The 14,159-nt window shown below is 64.0% G+C and carries 14 protein-coding genes; 10 read left to right on the forward strand and 4 right to left on the reverse strand.

Translation table 11 applies throughout. From position 1 onward, the window contains the following. Positions 1–26: 26 nt before the first annotated feature. The 4 genes from AC0NIL_RS03905 (at position 27) to AC0NIL_RS03920 (ending at position 4,195) form a co-directional block, all read left to right on the forward strand. The gene (locus AC0NIL_RS03905; protein WP_082827514.1) at positions 27–1,379 is read left to right on the forward strand and encodes a PQQ-dependent sugar dehydrogenase; all 1,353 of its coding nucleotides are present in this window, start codon (positions 27–29) and stop codon (positions 1,377–1,379) included. Between the two features lie 268 nt (positions 1,380–1,647). After that, complete coding sequence (locus tag AC0NIL_RS03910) at positions 1,648–2,265, forward strand: LysE family translocator (protein WP_013528636.1); 618 nt, start codon at positions 1,648–1,650, stop codon at positions 2,263–2,265. Between the two features lie 196 nt (positions 2,266–2,461). Next, positions 2,462–3,439 carry a cysteine synthase A gene (gene cysK, locus AC0NIL_RS03915; RefSeq protein ID WP_027161213.1) on the forward strand — a complete coding sequence of 326 codons (978 nt, stop codon included), beginning with the start codon at positions 2,462–2,464 and terminating at the stop codon, positions 3,437–3,439. Between the two features lie 129 nt (positions 3,440–3,568). Then, entirely contained in the window at positions 3,569–4,195 is a 627-nt protein-coding gene (locus AC0NIL_RS03920) for a glutathione S-transferase family protein (protein ID WP_024502187.1), read from the forward strand. Positions 4,196–4,198: 3 nt separating this feature from the next. Here the strand turns inward: AC0NIL_RS03920 and AC0NIL_RS03925 are convergent, their stop codons facing one another. Together AC0NIL_RS03925 and AC0NIL_RS03930 are read right to left on the reverse strand one after the other, a co-directional pair. Further along, entirely contained in the window at positions 4,199–5,443 is a 1,245-nt protein-coding gene (locus tag AC0NIL_RS03925) for an RNA polymerase sigma factor (protein WP_224619101.1), read from the reverse strand. Then, positions 5,443–5,796, reverse strand: a complete 354-nt coding sequence (locus AC0NIL_RS03930; RefSeq protein WP_013528640.1) for a YciI family protein — start codon at positions 5,794–5,796, stop codon at positions 5,443–5,445. Before AC0NIL_RS03930 ends, AC0NIL_RS03925 begins: the two co-directional genes overlap by 1 nt. A 257-nt stretch (positions 5,797–6,053) precedes the next feature. Here AC0NIL_RS03930 and AC0NIL_RS03935 point away from each other — a divergent pair, with 257 nt between their 5' ends. Genes AC0NIL_RS03935 through AC0NIL_RS03945 form a run of 3 tightly spaced genes read left to right on the forward strand, consistent with a single transcriptional unit; the run spans position 6,054 to position 9,529 of the window. Continuing rightward, positions 6,054–7,013: a TAXI family TRAP transporter solute-binding subunit gene (locus AC0NIL_RS03935; protein ID WP_024502189.1), complete on the forward strand. Its 960-nt coding sequence runs from the start codon at positions 6,054–6,056 to the stop codon at positions 7,011–7,013. 15 nt (positions 7,014–7,028) lie between these two features. Then, positions 7,029–9,149, forward strand: coding sequence for a TRAP transporter permease (locus tag AC0NIL_RS03940; RefSeq protein ID WP_275953345.1), 2,121 nt, complete (start codon positions 7,029–7,031; stop codon positions 9,147–9,149). Next, positions 9,146–9,529, forward strand: a complete 384-nt coding sequence (locus tag AC0NIL_RS03945) for a DUF1850 domain-containing protein (protein WP_064992712.1) — start codon at positions 9,146–9,148, stop codon at positions 9,527–9,529. The genes AC0NIL_RS03940 and AC0NIL_RS03945 overlap by 4 nt, the downstream gene beginning before the upstream one ends. A gap of 15 nt (positions 9,530–9,544) precedes the next feature. Here the strand turns inward: AC0NIL_RS03945 and AC0NIL_RS03950 are convergent, their stop codons facing one another. Together AC0NIL_RS03950 and AC0NIL_RS03955 are read right to left on the reverse strand one after the other, a co-directional pair. Then, a complete protein-coding gene (locus AC0NIL_RS03950; protein ID WP_064992711.1) occupies positions 9,545–10,006 on the reverse strand; it encodes a thiol-disulfide oxidoreductase DCC family protein in 462 nt (153 codons plus the stop codon). A 179-nt stretch (positions 10,007–10,185) separates the two neighbouring features. Then, positions 10,186–10,326, reverse strand: coding sequence for a hypothetical protein (locus tag AC0NIL_RS03955; RefSeq protein WP_013528645.1), 141 nt, complete (start codon positions 10,324–10,326; stop codon positions 10,186–10,188). Positions 10,327–10,475: 149 nt separating this feature from the next. Between AC0NIL_RS03955 and AC0NIL_RS03960 the strand changes: the two genes are divergently transcribed. From AC0NIL_RS03960 to ligD, 3 genes are read left to right on the forward strand one after another with little or no spacing between them, the layout of a single operon-like run. Then, a complete protein-coding gene (locus AC0NIL_RS03960) occupies positions 10,476–10,691 on the forward strand; it encodes a hypothetical protein (protein WP_127218916.1) in 216 nt (71 codons plus the stop codon). A gap of 12 nt (positions 10,692–10,703) precedes the next feature. Beyond that, positions 10,704–11,573 carry a non-homologous end joining protein Ku gene (ku, locus tag AC0NIL_RS03965; protein WP_473572840.1) on the forward strand — a complete coding sequence of 290 codons (870 nt, stop codon included), beginning with the start codon at positions 10,704–10,706 and terminating at the stop codon, positions 11,571–11,573. Between the two features lie 13 nt (positions 11,574–11,586). After that, entirely contained in the window at positions 11,587–14,100 is a 2,514-nt protein-coding gene (gene ligD, locus AC0NIL_RS03970; protein WP_473572841.1) for a DNA ligase D, read from the forward strand. Positions 14,101–14,159 lie beyond the last annotated feature (59 nt).

Genomic DNA, 14,159 nt, shown 5'->3' on the forward strand with positions numbered 1-14,159 from the left:
TTCACGCCCGAACATTGGAGGACCGAATGATGCGTTTTGCCGGCCCCGCACTTTCCGCCGCACTGTTTGTCTCGACCGCTTCATTCGCCCAGCAGGCGGACGAGCCGGTGCTGAAAGGCGCGGCCGCCTTCGGCGACTGGCGAGCGGACAAGCCGGGCACACGCCGCCTGATCAGACCGGATGATCTGCCCAAGCCCAATGCCACCCGGTCGACCTCGAACAGCGCCGGCATCGCGGACATGCCGGCAGACGCGAAGCTGCAACTGCCGCCGGGTTTCTCGGCCGAGCTGGTTGCATCGGGCATCGACAATCCACGCGTCGTGCGCGTCGCACCGAATGGCGACCTGTTCGTCGCCGACAGCAAAGCCAACCAGGTCCGCATCTATCGCCTCGCCGAAGGCAGTGCGAAGCCGGCGCAGGACGGCATCTTTGCCGGCAATCTCAACCGGCCCTATGGCATTGCCTTCTATCCGCCGGGCGCTGACCCGCAATGGGTCTATGTCGCCAACAGCGACAGCATCGTGCGCTTTGCCTACCGCAATGGCGACCTGAAGGCCTCCGGCGACCCGGAAACCATCGTCGGCAACATCCCCGCCAGTCATCACTGGACCCGCGATATCGCCTTCTCGCCGGACGGCAAGACGCTTTACCTTTCGGTCGGCTCGGGATCGAATGTCGCCGAGGACATGGGCCGGGAGCCGAAAGGCGGACTCGATGCCTGGGCGAAATCGCAGCCGCTGGGTGCAGCCTGGGGTTCTGAAGACGGCCGCGCCGACGTGCTGGCCTTCGATCCCGATGGCAAGAACGGCCGCATCTTTGCCGCCGGCTTGCGCAACTGCTCGGGTATGACTGTGCAGCCGGCGACCGGCGCGCTGTGGTGCGTCGTCAACGAACGCGATGCGCTTGGCGACAATGTGCCGCCCGAATACGCGACCGTGGTCAAGGAGGGTGCTTTCTATGGCTGGCCCTGGTACTATATCGGCAACAATGAGGATCCGCGCCACAAGGGTGAGCGCCCCGATCTTGCCGGCAAAACGACCGTTCCCGATGTGCTGATGCAGGCGCATTCGGCGCCGCTCACCATCGCCTTCTACGAGGGGAAGAGCTTTCCAGCTGAATACAAGGGCGATGCTTTCGTCGCTCTGCACGGGTCATGGAACCGCGGCAACCGGACCGGCTACAAGGTGGTGCGGTTGCTGTTCAAGGACGGCAAGCCGACCGGCGCGTATGAGGATTTCATCACCGGCTTCGTCGTTTCCAACGGTGAGGTCTGGGGCCGGCCGGTCGGCGTGGCGATTGCGAGCGACGGTGCGCTGATCGTCAGCGAGGACGGCAACGGCACGATCTGGCGTGTCACCCATGGCGACGGTCCGTCCTGATCTGCTCAGGTAACGCAGGCCCCCTCACCCGGATTGCCAACCGAATTGCGAAGAGCAATTCGGGACAATCCGACCTCTCCCCGAGGAGGAGTCGGCAGACGCTGGCGCCCGTCTCTTCTCCCCTCGGGGAGAAGGTGGCCGCGAAGCGGCCGGATGAGGGGGCTTCGTAAGGCGAGCCCTCGATATCTGGTGCAATAGAATCCGGCCCCAGGGAATTCAATCTTGGCCTGTCCCATGCAATAAAACGCTCTGATCCGAGACCAGTGCCATGACCCTTACCGGATTCCTCGCCTATAGTGCGGCCCTCGGCATCGCCGCCGCGATTCCTGGTCCCGGCATCACCGCGCTGGTCGCCCGTGCGCTCGGCTCAGGCTTCCGATCGTCGCTGGCGATGTCGTTTGGCCTGATGGTTGGCGACATCACCTATCTGACCGCCGTGGTGCTTGGCCTCGCCTTCGTCGCACAATCCTTCGGCATGGTTTTCCTGGCCATCAAATGGCTCGGCGTCGCCTATCTCGCCTTTCTCGGCTGGCGCTTCTGGAACAGCGGCATCACGCCCGAGACCGTCGAGGCCGGAAAAGGCAAGGGCGGCTTGCTGTCGAGCTTTGCCGCCGGCCTGACCGTTACCCTCGGCAATCCGAAGACGATGATCTTCTATCTCGCGATCACGCCGACCATCGTCGACCTGAAAACCATCACGCTGGCGGATTACGGCATCCTCGTCGCGCTGACCGTTGTCGTGCTGTTGGTGGTGCTGGTGCCGTATCTGGCGCTGGCGGCCAAGGCGCGCTGGTTTCTGAAATCGCCCCGCGCGCTCAAGGCGCTGAACCGCACGGCGGCCGGCTTCATGGTCGGTGCTGCTGCAGCGATTGCCGCTCGGCAATAGAGAGCTTTCGGCCAAAGCATTTCGCAAACAGGCCTTTGCGAGAAATGCTTTTCCGGGACGGCACGGTTTTAGACACAGGTCCCACTCGGATATTTTCAGCCGACAGTCTATCTTGCGCGACCGAAGGCCCTATCTTGCCGGCTGCAATTCCACTGCCTGAAATCCTTACTCGCCTGAAATTCTGGGAGCGAAACCAATGAACAAGCCCGTCACAGCCCGTGTGCCCGGTCGCGGCCGCGTCTACAATTCGATCACCGATACGATCGGCGACACGCCCCTGGTGCGGCTCGACAAGTTCGCCAGGGAAAAGGGCATCGTCGCCAATCTCATCGCCAAGCTCGAATTCTTCAATCCGATCGCCTCGGTCAAGGACCGCATTGGCGTGGCGATGATCGAGGCGCTTGAGGCATCAGGCAAGATTTCTCCCGGCAAGACAACGCTGATCGAACCGACGTCGGGCAACACCGGCATCGCGCTTGCCTTCGCCGCCGCGGCCAAGGGCTACAAGCTGATCCTGACGATGCCCGAAACAATGTCGGTCGAGCGCCGGAAAATGCTGGCGCTGCTCGGCGCCGAGTTGGTGCTGACCGAGGGTCCGAAAGGTATGAAGGGCGCCATCGCCAAGGCCGACGAACTGGCAGCGACGATCCCCAATGCGATCATCCCGCAGCAGTTCGAGAACCCGGCCAATCCGGAAATCCACCGCACGACGACGGCCGAGGAAATCTGGAACGATACGCATGGCGAGGTCGATATCTTCGTCGCCGGCATCGGCACCGGCGGCACAATCACCGGCGTCGGCCAGGTGCTGAAGAAGCGCAAGCCCTCCGTGCATGTCGTCGCCGTCGAGCCCGACTCCTCGCCGGTTCTGTCGGGCGGCCAGCCCGGCCCGCACAAGATCCAGGGCATCGGCGCCGGTTTTGCGCCCAAGATCCTCGACACGACGATCTATGACGAGATCGTCAAGGTGTCGAACGAGGATTCGGTGGCCAATGCCCGCCTCGTCGCCCGCCTCGAAGGCGTGCCGGTCGGCATCTCTTCGGGCGCCGCCCTGCAGGCGGCCATCGTCGTCGGCTCGCGGCCGGAGAACAAGGGCAAAAATCTTGTGGTGGTCATCCCGTCCTTCGCCGAGCGCTATCTGTCGACAATCCTGTTCGAGGGGCTGGGATCGTAGTCCGACGCTCCTTCGCGTCCAAGCTGGCCCGCTGAAAAAACGCGCGTGGCCGCCATCGGCGGCTTGAGCGCGGCACCGCTTCCGGTTCATATCGCCCCGGCCTGCTTTGCGCGGCCGGGGGAGAATTTCATGTACAAGCTTTACACCCGTCCTGGCAGCGGCGGCTTCGTCGTCGAGGCAGCGCTGGCGTTGGCGAATGCACAGTTCGAGCAGATCGACGTGCCGAAGACCGACCGGCCCGACCCCGCCTTCCTCGACATCAGTCCGTTGAACCAGGTGCCGGTGCTGACCTTGCCGGACGGAAGCTCGATGACGGAATCGGCGGCGATCTGCATCCTGCTTGCCGAGCGTCATCCCGATGCCAATTTGGCGCCGGCAGCAGACGCGCCTGCCCGCGCCGATTTCCTGCGCTGGATGGCCTTCATGTCGTCGGTGCTCTATCCGGCGGTGCTGCGTTTCTACTACGCATACCGCTACACTGCCGATCCCGAAGGCACCAAGGCGGTCAAGCAGGCAGCCGTGGCCGAGATGGACCGTGGCTTTGCCGTTCTGGATGCCGCGCTTGAAGGCCGTGACTGGCTGGTCGGCGACCGGATGTCGCTGGCCGACATCTATCTGGTCATGCTGGTGGCCTGGCATCCCGACATCGACAGCGCGCGGACGGCATGGCCGAACATTGAACGCCTGTGGGCGCGGCTGCGCGACCATCCGCTGATGAAGACGCTCAACACCTCGCACGAGATGTGGCCGGGCTGAAGCTCAATTTCTGAGCACTGCCCGCTTTTCCTGCAGGAAGCGGCGCACCGCCGGGTCGCGCTCGAGGCCGATCGCCCGGTCATAGGCTTCGCAGGCTTGCGGTTCCTGACCAAGCCTGGCCAGGAGACCGGCGCGTGCGGCCCAATAGGGCTGATAGTCATCAAGCCGTTTGTCGTCGCCCAGCACGTAGAGGGCCGCCAATCCCGCCACTGCGCCCTCGGCCTCGGCGATCGCCACCGCGCGGTTTATCGCCACCACCGGCGATCCTGCGATCGAAAGCAACGCATCGTAGAGCTCGCGGATCGCCGCCCAGTCGGTGCGGCCGGTCAGCCGTCGTGCCGCATGCGCGGACTGCACGGCCGCCTCAAGCTGGTAGCGGCCGATGATGCCCTTGGCCGCGGCGTTGGAAAGCAGCGCCTCCGCCTCATCGATCAGGGCGCGGTCCCATAGAAGGCAATCCTGTTCCGCCAGCGGCACGAAGTCGCCGGCGGCGCTGCGCCGTGCGGCGCGGCGCGACTCAGCAAACAGCATCAGCGACAGGAGGCCCAGCGCCTCCGGCTCCTCCGGCAACAGCGAAGCCACCAGCCGGCCGAGCCAAATGCCTTCGGTCGCCAGATTGCGCCTTCGCGTCTCGGTGCCCGCCGGGTCGGACCAGCCTTCGGCGAAGGCGGCGTAGATCGCTTCCAGCACCGCATCCAGCCGTTCGCCGAGTTCGGCCTGCTCCGGCACGCGGAACGGAATACCGGTTTCACGGATGCGGGACTTGGCTCGCACCAGGCGCTGGCCCATCGTTGCCGGCGAGACCAGGAAGGCGGAAGCGATCGTCGCGGCGTCGAACCCCAGCACCGTCTGCAGGATGAGCGGCGAACGCACGCTCGATTCGATCGCCGGATGGGCGCAGGCGAACATCAGCCGCAGCCGCTCGTCGGGCAGGTCTTCGTCGGTCATGCGCGCCTCCGCTTCCTCGGCAATCAGCTTGAGATGCTCGCGGCCGGCCTCGCTGGTCAGCCGGCGCCGCACCGCATCGACGCGGCGCCGCCTTGCCACCGCCAGCAGCCAGGCTTCCGGCTTCTTGGGTACGCCGGTTCTTGGCCAGCGTTCGAGGGCGGCGGCAAAGGCATCGGCCAGCGCGTCCTCGGCTGCGGCCACGTCGCGCGTGCGGGCCGCGAGCCAGGCGACAAGCTTGCCGTAGCTTTGCCGGGCGGCGGTTTCCGCTGCCGCCCGCGCGATCTCCAGGCCACTTTCCATCACATGGTCTGTTCCCAGATCGGCCGCAGCTCGACCGTGCCGGCGCTGGCCGCGGGGCAGCGCGCCGCCCAGGCGATAGCGGCATCGGCATCCTCGGCCTCGATCATGTAGAAGCCCGCAAGCTGCTCCTTGGTGTCGGCATAGGGGCCATCGAGCACGTTGGTCTTGCCATTGACCATCCGCACCGAAGTGGCGGCCTGGGTCGGCTTCAGCCGGTCGCCGGCCAGCCAGGCGCCGGACTTCTTCAACGCATCGGTATACGCGCCATAGGCAGCGCTGATCTCGTAGGTCTTATCGGTCGGCGCGGCCGCCATCGCGGCTTCATTGACGTAGATCAAAAGCATGTATCGCATGGTCTTCTCCCGTTGTTTCGAAGGCTGCTTCGTTTGCGAGCCGGACGTATGTCGCGCGGCCCTGGCCGATTTCGACAGGCATTGGAAAAATCTTTCGGCTCCGAAGACATTTCACGCAAGCGGCCATCTGTGCATCCCGCACTCAACCATTCGTCTAACGCATGGGATTGCGGGTTGGCATTTCCATCTCGCTGTCTAAACTCGCTTCTGTTCGCGTCAGGGAGGTGATGCGGCTGCTATTTCAGGGAGGAAATCAGATGTTCCATTTCAGGACGAAACTTGTTGCGGCCGGCGCCGTGGCGCTGTCGCTTGGCCTAGGCGCTGTTTCCGCCAAGGCGCAGGAATTCATCAACGTGCTCACCGGCGGCACATCTGGCGTCTATTATCCGCTCGGCGTGGCACTGTCGGAAATCTACGGCAAGGGCATCGAAGGTGCCCGCACCCAGGTGCAGGCAACAAAGGCTTCGGTCGAAAACCTCAATCTGTTGCAGCAGGGCAAGGGCGAGATCGCGTTTGCGCTGGGCGATTCCGTGAAGCTGGCCGCCGAAGGCAATGCCGAGGCCGGTTTCCCCGGCAAGCTCGATAAGTTGCGCGGCATCGCAGCCATCTATCCCAACTACATCCAGATCGTCGCCAGCCGGGAGTCCGGCATCAAGACGCTGGCCGACCTCAAGGGCAAGAGCCTGTCGGTCGGCGCGCCGGCCTCCGGCACCGAGCTCAATGCCCGCGCCATCTTCGCCGCCGCCGGGTTGAAGTATGAGGATCTCGGCCGGGTCGAGTATCTGCCCTTCGCCGAATCGGTCGAGCTGATCAAGAACCGGCAGCTCGACGCCACGCTGCAATCGGCCGGGCTCGGCGTCGCCTCGATCCGCGACCTCGCCACCTCCGTGCCGATCAATGTCGTGGCGGTGCCGGCCGAGGACGTCGCCAAGATCGGCGCGCCCTATCTGTCGGTGGTCATTCCCAAGGGCACGTATGAAGGCCAAAGCGAGGATGTCGCCACCGCCGCCGTCGGCAATTTCCTCATCACCCGCGCCGATGTCTCCGACGAGACCGCCTACCAGATGACCAAGCTGATGTTCGACCATCTCGACCAACTGGCTGCGGCACATGCCGCCGCCAAGGCGATCGACCCGGCCAAGGCGCTCGACGGCATGCCGGTGCCGCTGCACCCCGGTGCCGAGCGGTACTACAAGGAGAAGGGCTTGTTGAAGTAGGGGCGGGTCCGTCGGATGACCGAAGCAACGTCTGGAACATCAACCGACGGCAAATCCGCCACCTTCCATCTGCCTGCCGTCGAAGAACAGGTCGAAGGGCTGCCGCCGGGCTTCGGCGACGGCCTTGCGGGCAAGGCCGCCTTTCTCATCGCCGTCGCCTTTTCCGTGTTCCAGATCTATGTCGCCGCCTATGGCAGCATTCCGAGCCAGGTGGTGAGGGCCATGCATGTCGGCTTCCTGCTGCTGCTCGGCTTTGGCTTGATCGCCAATCTGCGCGCCAAGAGCATGCCGGCGAAAGCCGCGTTCTGGACGCTCGGGGCGCTCGGCTTCGGCACCGGCCTCTACAATTGGCTGTTCTACACTGATCTGATCCGCCGCTCCGGCTTCCTGACCACGCCGGACCTCGTCGTCGGCGCGGTGCTGGTGGTGCTGGTCTTCGAGGCAGCGCGGCGGCTGATGGGCCTGCCGCTGGCGGTCATCGCTTTCATCTTTCTCGCCTACTGCTTTTTCGGCAACCATTTGCCGCCGCCGCTCATCCATCGCGGCTATGATTTCGCCCAGATCGTCGACACCTTCGCCTACGGCACCGAAGGCATCTACGGCACGCCGATCTATGTCTCGGCCGCCTACATCTTCATCTTCGTCGTCTTTGCCGCCTTTCTAGAACGCGCCGGCATGATCGCGCTGTTCAACGATTTCGCGCTTGGCCTGGTCGGCTCGTGGCGCGGCGGCCCGGCGCAGGTCTGCGTGCTGTCCTCGGCGCTCATGGGCACCATTTCCGGCTCGGGCGTCGCCAATGTGGTGGCCAGCGGCCAGTTCACCATCCCGCTGATGAAGCGCTTCGGCTTCCGCTCGGCTTTTGCCGGCGCCGTCGAGGCGACCTCCTCGATGGGCGGCCAGATCATGCCGCCGGTAATGGGTGCGGTCGCCTTCATCATGGCCGAGACGCTGAACGTGCCTTATGCCGAAGTGGTCAAGGCGGCGATCATCCCGGCGCTGCTCTATTTCGGCGCCTGCTTCTGGCAGGTGCATCTGGAAGCCGGCAAGGCGGGCCTGCACGGCATGGCCAAGGCCGAGCTGCCCAATCCGTGGGACGCGGTGCGGCAACACTGGCCGCTGGTGCTGCCGCTGGCAGCGCTCATCTACCTGCTGTTTGCCGGCTATACGCCGATCTTCGCCGGCACGATGGGCCTGGCGCTGACCATCGTGCTCATCCTCGGCACGCCGTTGGCGGCAGCGATCGGGCCGCTGGCCTTCCGCATCGTCTTCTGGATCGCGCTCGGGATTGCCGCCGCTTCGTTCATGAAGTTCGGCGTCAACCTCCTCGGCCTGGTGATCGCCGCACTGGTCGTCGCCTGCTTCACGTTCAAGGGCGGCCGCGAGACGTTGCAAATCTGTGTCGACTCGCTCGCCGAAGGCGCCAAGAACGCGCTGCCGGTCGGCATTGCCTGCGCCATTGTCGGCATCGTCATCGGCACGCTGACGCTGACCGGCATCGCCTCGACCTTCATCGGCTGGATCATCTCGATCGGCGAGGACAATTTGTTCCTGTCGCTGGTGCTGACCATGGTCACCTGCCTGGTGCTGGGCATGGGCATTCCGACCATTCCCAACTACATCATCACCTCGTCGCTGGCCGGGCCGGCGCTGCTCGAGCTTGGCGTGCCGCTGCTGGTCAGCCACATGTTCGTGTTCTATTTCGGCATCATGGCCGATTTGACGCCCCCGGTGGCGCTGGCGGCGTTCGCCGCCGCACCGATGGCCAGGGAAAGCGGCCTGAAAATCGGCATCCAGGCGACCAAGCTGGCCATTGCCGGCTTCGTCGTGCCGTTCCTGGCTGTCTACACGCCGGCGCTGATGCTGCAGGACGCAGGTCCGATCGCCGCCCAGTTCGGCTATCCCGTCGAGGTCGGCTACATCGTCGCCAAGGCGTGCATGGGCATCGTGCTGTGGGGTGCCGCCGCCGTCGGTTTTCTGGTCACCCGCATGGCGTGGTGGGAGCGGCTCGTCGCCTTCGCGGCCGGCGTGCTGCTGGTCGCCGCGGTGCCGCTCACCGACGAGGCCGGCTGGGTGCTGGCGCTGGCCTGGATCGGCTGGCACTGTTTTCGCGCGCGGCAGGCTTCAGTCAGAACATGAGCCTGTGCATCCTGGCCGCGGGCAAGACGGTAACGCTCTCCGTCGCCGCCTTCACGCTGTCCTGGACGCATTCGGTGGAACGGACGCGCTGGCAAGAAGACTGGAAGGTCACGTTCTCCGGCCTGCAGGTGGTCGAAGCCCGGATCGAGGGCTCGGGCGCCGGCATGGAGCCACCGGAAGGCGCTGTGCTGAAGGAGGGTTGGTGGAGCTATGCGCCTGATGTCGGCCCGCAGCGGCGCGTCGTGCTCGCCGCTTCAGGTGCAACCAGCGACGGCTGGACACTGTGCACGGTTCAGGGCTGCCGGGAATTGGGGAGGACGGCAGGCGGACCGATCGTGCTCGAGCCGTGCCGGCCGGATGGCACGAGCCAGCCGCGGTAGCGCATAGCCACACCCTCAGCCAAGGAACCGCTCGCGCAGCTCCGGAGAAGGAATGTCGCAAGCGTCCTTCCTGCCGAACAGGGCGTAGCGGTTCCTGGCGATGCGATCATAGAGCCAACCACGCAGCGGGCGCGGCAACAGCAACAGTGCCTTGGCCGCCCGCCAAGGCCAGCCGAGTTCCGCCATGACGGCGACAAAACTGTCCAGCCGCGTGAAGGCGACGCCGTCGATCAGGACGAGATTGGTTTCGTAAGAGTCGGTGCGCAGTCCATGCTTCCGGAACAGCGCTTCACCGAAGGGCGACTGCGCGGTGGCGAAGCGGAAACGGCCTTGGCGGTCGAGCCTGACCACCATGCGCACGAAACCGGAGCAGAGCACGCAGACGCCATCGAAAACGATCAATGGATGGCGTGAGTCGAGAACTGTTTCGAAAGGACGAGTTGACTGGGGTCGAACTGGTTGAGGATGGTCCGTCACGCTGGCCTCGGCTGCTCGTGTCCTATGACACTAAGCCGGCCAGCGATGGTATCAAAGCCGTGGCGATGTCGCACGGCGCCTGTCGGCGAGAGCGGGACGCTCGGCGCGATAGGTGGTGGCGCGGGTGGAGGCGGCCGGCCTGCAGATCCGGCTGTTGTGGCGATTTTCGAAAGCCATGATCAGTGCGCGCCCAGCGAGTTGCCGCGACGGGCGCAGGCCGGGCCGGGGCCGCGCATGTAATAGCGTTCGGGCCGGTAGGTCGGCGCGACGAATTCGCGGATGGCGGCGGCATAGCCGATGAGGTGCGCGAGGAAGTTCATTACCTTGTCCCTGTCCCGATTTTCGGATGTCCCTTCCGAATTGCGGTCATCATAGCGTCGAGGCGTGAATAGTCGGTGAACGTGATGTTAATATCTGGTCGAAAATGCCTTGCTTCGTGGCTGGAATGCGGCTGATTCGGGGTCTTTCCGTGCAGTTGGTTGGCATTCCGGCCAATGTGACTTTTGCATCACATATGTTTCGTTTGAATGTCGCCTGCGCGCGGTTCTGTTTCAACTTTTGCCGAGCCCGCGAAATTTCCGTGCTGGCGGCCAGAACCAACCAGGCGGCCCCTTGGCATCCAGATCGGCGCGGGAGCGCGGAACTGGAGCGCGATCTGTCCGTTCTCACCTTCATCTGGTTCTGAAGGGAAGATATCATGGCGCCGCGTCCGGCCTGGAGAGGCTATCTGAAGCTTTCGCTGGTCACCTGTGCCGTCGAACTGACCAATGTCGTCACCCATACGGAGCGGGTCTCGTTTCGCATTCTCAACCGCAAGACCGGCAACACGGTGAAGCGCCTCTATGTCGATGCCGAAACCGGCAAGCCGTTGGAGGAGGATGACGAGATCAAGGGTTATGAACTCGACGATGGCAATTTCATCCATATCGAGGAAGACGAGATCGAGGCGGTGCAGATCGAATCCTCGCACACGATGGCGCTCGACGGTTTCGTCGACAAAGCTTCGATCCAGCAGATCTATCTCGACACGCCCTACTATGTGGCGCCCGCCGACAAGGTGTCGGAAGAGGCGTTCGCCGTCATTCGCGATGCGATGGCGGGCAAGAAGATGGCCGGGCTGGCGCGTATCGTGCTCTACCGACGCGAACGGCCGGTGGTGATCGAATCGCTCGGCAAGGGCATGGTGCTGACGACGCTGCGCTACGACAACACGGTACGTCAACCGGACACCGTCTTCGGCGACATCGAGCCCGTGAAGACCGATCAGGAGATGACCGATCTGGCCGAGTTGATCATCGACAAGAAGAAGACGAAGTTCGATCCCTCGAAATTCGACGACAAATACGAGGACGCGCTGCTGGAGCTGATCCGCGCCAAGAAGGCCGGCCACAAGGCGCCGAAGGCTAAGGCGGCGCCCAAACCTTCCAATGTCGTCAATCTGTTCGACGCGCTGAAGAAGAGCCTGTCGGACTCCGGGTCATCGAAAACATCTTCGTCGGCGAAGGCCAAGCCAGCGGCCAAACGCGCCAAGTCGAAAGCCAGCGCGCCCAAACGCAAATCGGCGTGAGGAACCCCAACGAATGGCCAGCCTCGAACAATATCATTCCAAGCGCGATTTCAAGAAAACCGCCGAACCGGCCGGCAAGGTCGCCCGGACCAAGCAGGGCGGCGCGGGCGGCATCTTCGTCATCCACAAGCATGCCGCGACGCGGTTGCATTACGACTTGCGGCTCGAGCATGATGGCGTGCTGTGGAGTTGGGCGGTGACGCGCGGCCCGAGCCTCGACCCGCATGAGAAGCGACTGGCTGTCCATGTCGAGGATCACCCGATCGACTATGCGCCGTTCGAAGGCACCATTCCCAAGGGCGAATATGGCGGCGGTTCGGTTATCGTTTGGGACGAGGGCACCTGGATTCCCGAGATCGACCCGGCCAAGGCGATGAAAAAGGGCCATATCAGCTTCGAGCTCAGGGGACACAAGCTGCATGGGGCATGGCATCTGGTGCGGCTGAAGCCGCGTGCGGGTGAAAAGCGCGACAACTGGCTGCTGATCAAGTCGGACGATGCCGCAGCGCGTCCCGGCGAGGACATCCTCAAGGAAGCGCCTGAATCGGTGAAGTCCGGCCTGACGATCGAGGAGGTCGGCGAGGGCAAGATCGCGAAGGGCGAGAAGCCGAAAGTCTGGCATTCCAACAAGCCGGCCGCCGTCAAGACAAAAGCCGGCAAACGCCTCGACTTTATCGAGCCGCAGCTGGCCACGCTCGAGCGCGATGCGCCGCCGGGCAAGGACTGGCTGCACGAAGTGAAGTTCGACGGCTATCGCATGCAGGCGCAGATCGCCGGCACCGATGTGCGGCTGCTGACCCGCACCGGCCTCGACTGGACGAAGAAATTCGGCGGCGAGATCGTCGCGGAGTTGGCCGGGCTGAAGTGCAGCGATGCCATCCTCGATGGCGAGGTGGTGGTGTTGGCCGACAGCGGCGTCTCGTCTTTCGCGCTGCTGCAGCAGGACCTGTCGGCGAAGCGGACCAATCGCTTCATCTATTACGTGTTCGACCTGATGCGGCTCGATGGGCAGGATCTTCGGCGCGAGCCGCTGGTCGAGCGTAAGCAGGCCTTGCAGGAACTGCTCGGCGAACAGTCCGACAATGCGGCGGTCCGCTTCAGCGACCATTTCGCCGAACCCGGCAAGATCATGCTGGAGCATGCCTGCCGCATGGGCCTGGAAGGCGTCGTCTCCAAGCGTGCCGATGCACCCTACCGCAGCGGCCGCGGCCCGACCTGGGTCAAATCGAAATGCACGGCGCGGCAGGAATTCGTCATCGGCGGCTACCTGCCGTCGGACAAGACCGGGCGCGGACTGCGCTCGATCCTGGTCGGCTTCCACGAGGGCGGCAAGCTGCATTATGCCGGCCGCGTCGGCACTGGTTTTTCGGGCAAGGGCGCCAATGAGCTGAAGGCAAAACTCGATGCGTTGACGGCAAAATCATCGCCCTTCTCCACCGCCGTGCCGAAGGGCAAGGGCCTGGTCTGGGTCAAGCCTGAACTTGTCGGCGAAGTGGAGTTTCGCAGCTGGACCTCGGACCGTATAATACGCCACGCCTCGTTCCAGGGGTTGCGCGAGGACAAGCCGGCGGAGGAAGTCGTGCAGGAAAAGCCCAAAGCGGCGACAGGCAAGCCATCGACAGGCAAGAGCACGGCCAAGCCGGCATCAGGCGGCAAAGCCGCCGGGTCGATGACGACCACGGTCAAACTCTCGCATCCCGACAAGCTGCTGTGGCCGGACGAAAACATATCCAAGCAGGGCCTGCTCGACCATTACGCACAGGTTTGGCCGCGCATGGAACAGTTCGTGGTCAACCGGCCGCTCAGCCTGGTGCGGGCGCCGGACGGTGTCGGCGGCCAGCGTTTCTTCCAGAAACATGCCTCGGCTGGCATGAGCGACAAGATCGCGCGCATGAAGGACCCGACCGACGGCGAGGAGATCCTGTTCATCCGGGATTTCGATGGTGTTGCCGCACTGGTCCAGTATGGCGTGGTCGAGATCCACATCTGGGGGTGCACGATCGATGAGATCGAAAAGCCCGACCAGATCATCTTCGATCTCGACCCGGATGAAGGCGTCGACGTGAAGGCGGTGCGCGAGGCGGCGCTCGATATCAGAGGCAAGCTCGACGAGCTGTCGCTGCCGAATTTCGTCAAGACCTCGGGCGGCAAGGGCTATCACGTGCTGGTGCCGCTGAAGCCGTCTGCCGAATGGGACGCGGTGAAGGGCTTCGCCCATGACTTTGCCCGCGCGTTGGAGCAGGGTGCCCCCGATCGCTACACGGCGACGCTGTCGAAAAAAGCGCGCACGGGAAAGATCTTCGTCGACTATCTGCGCAACGGCAGGGGCTCGACGACGGTCGCGCCCTATTCCTCGCGCGCCAAGAAGGGCGCCACCGTGTCGATGCCGGTGACCTGGCCAGAGATCGAGGCCGGCTTGCCGCCGAACGCTTTCCCGATCGGCGACAAGACGACGCTGAAGCAGCTGGCGAAAGCCGATCCGTGGAGGGAATTTTTCAAGCAGGGGAAGGCGTTGAAGCGGGGGTAGTTCGCGCAATTTGCCAGCGCAGCGATCCTTCGCGCCCCCTCTGGCCTGCCAGCGTGACG

It is taken from the genome of Mesorhizobium sp. WSM1343, assembly GCF_055901535.1.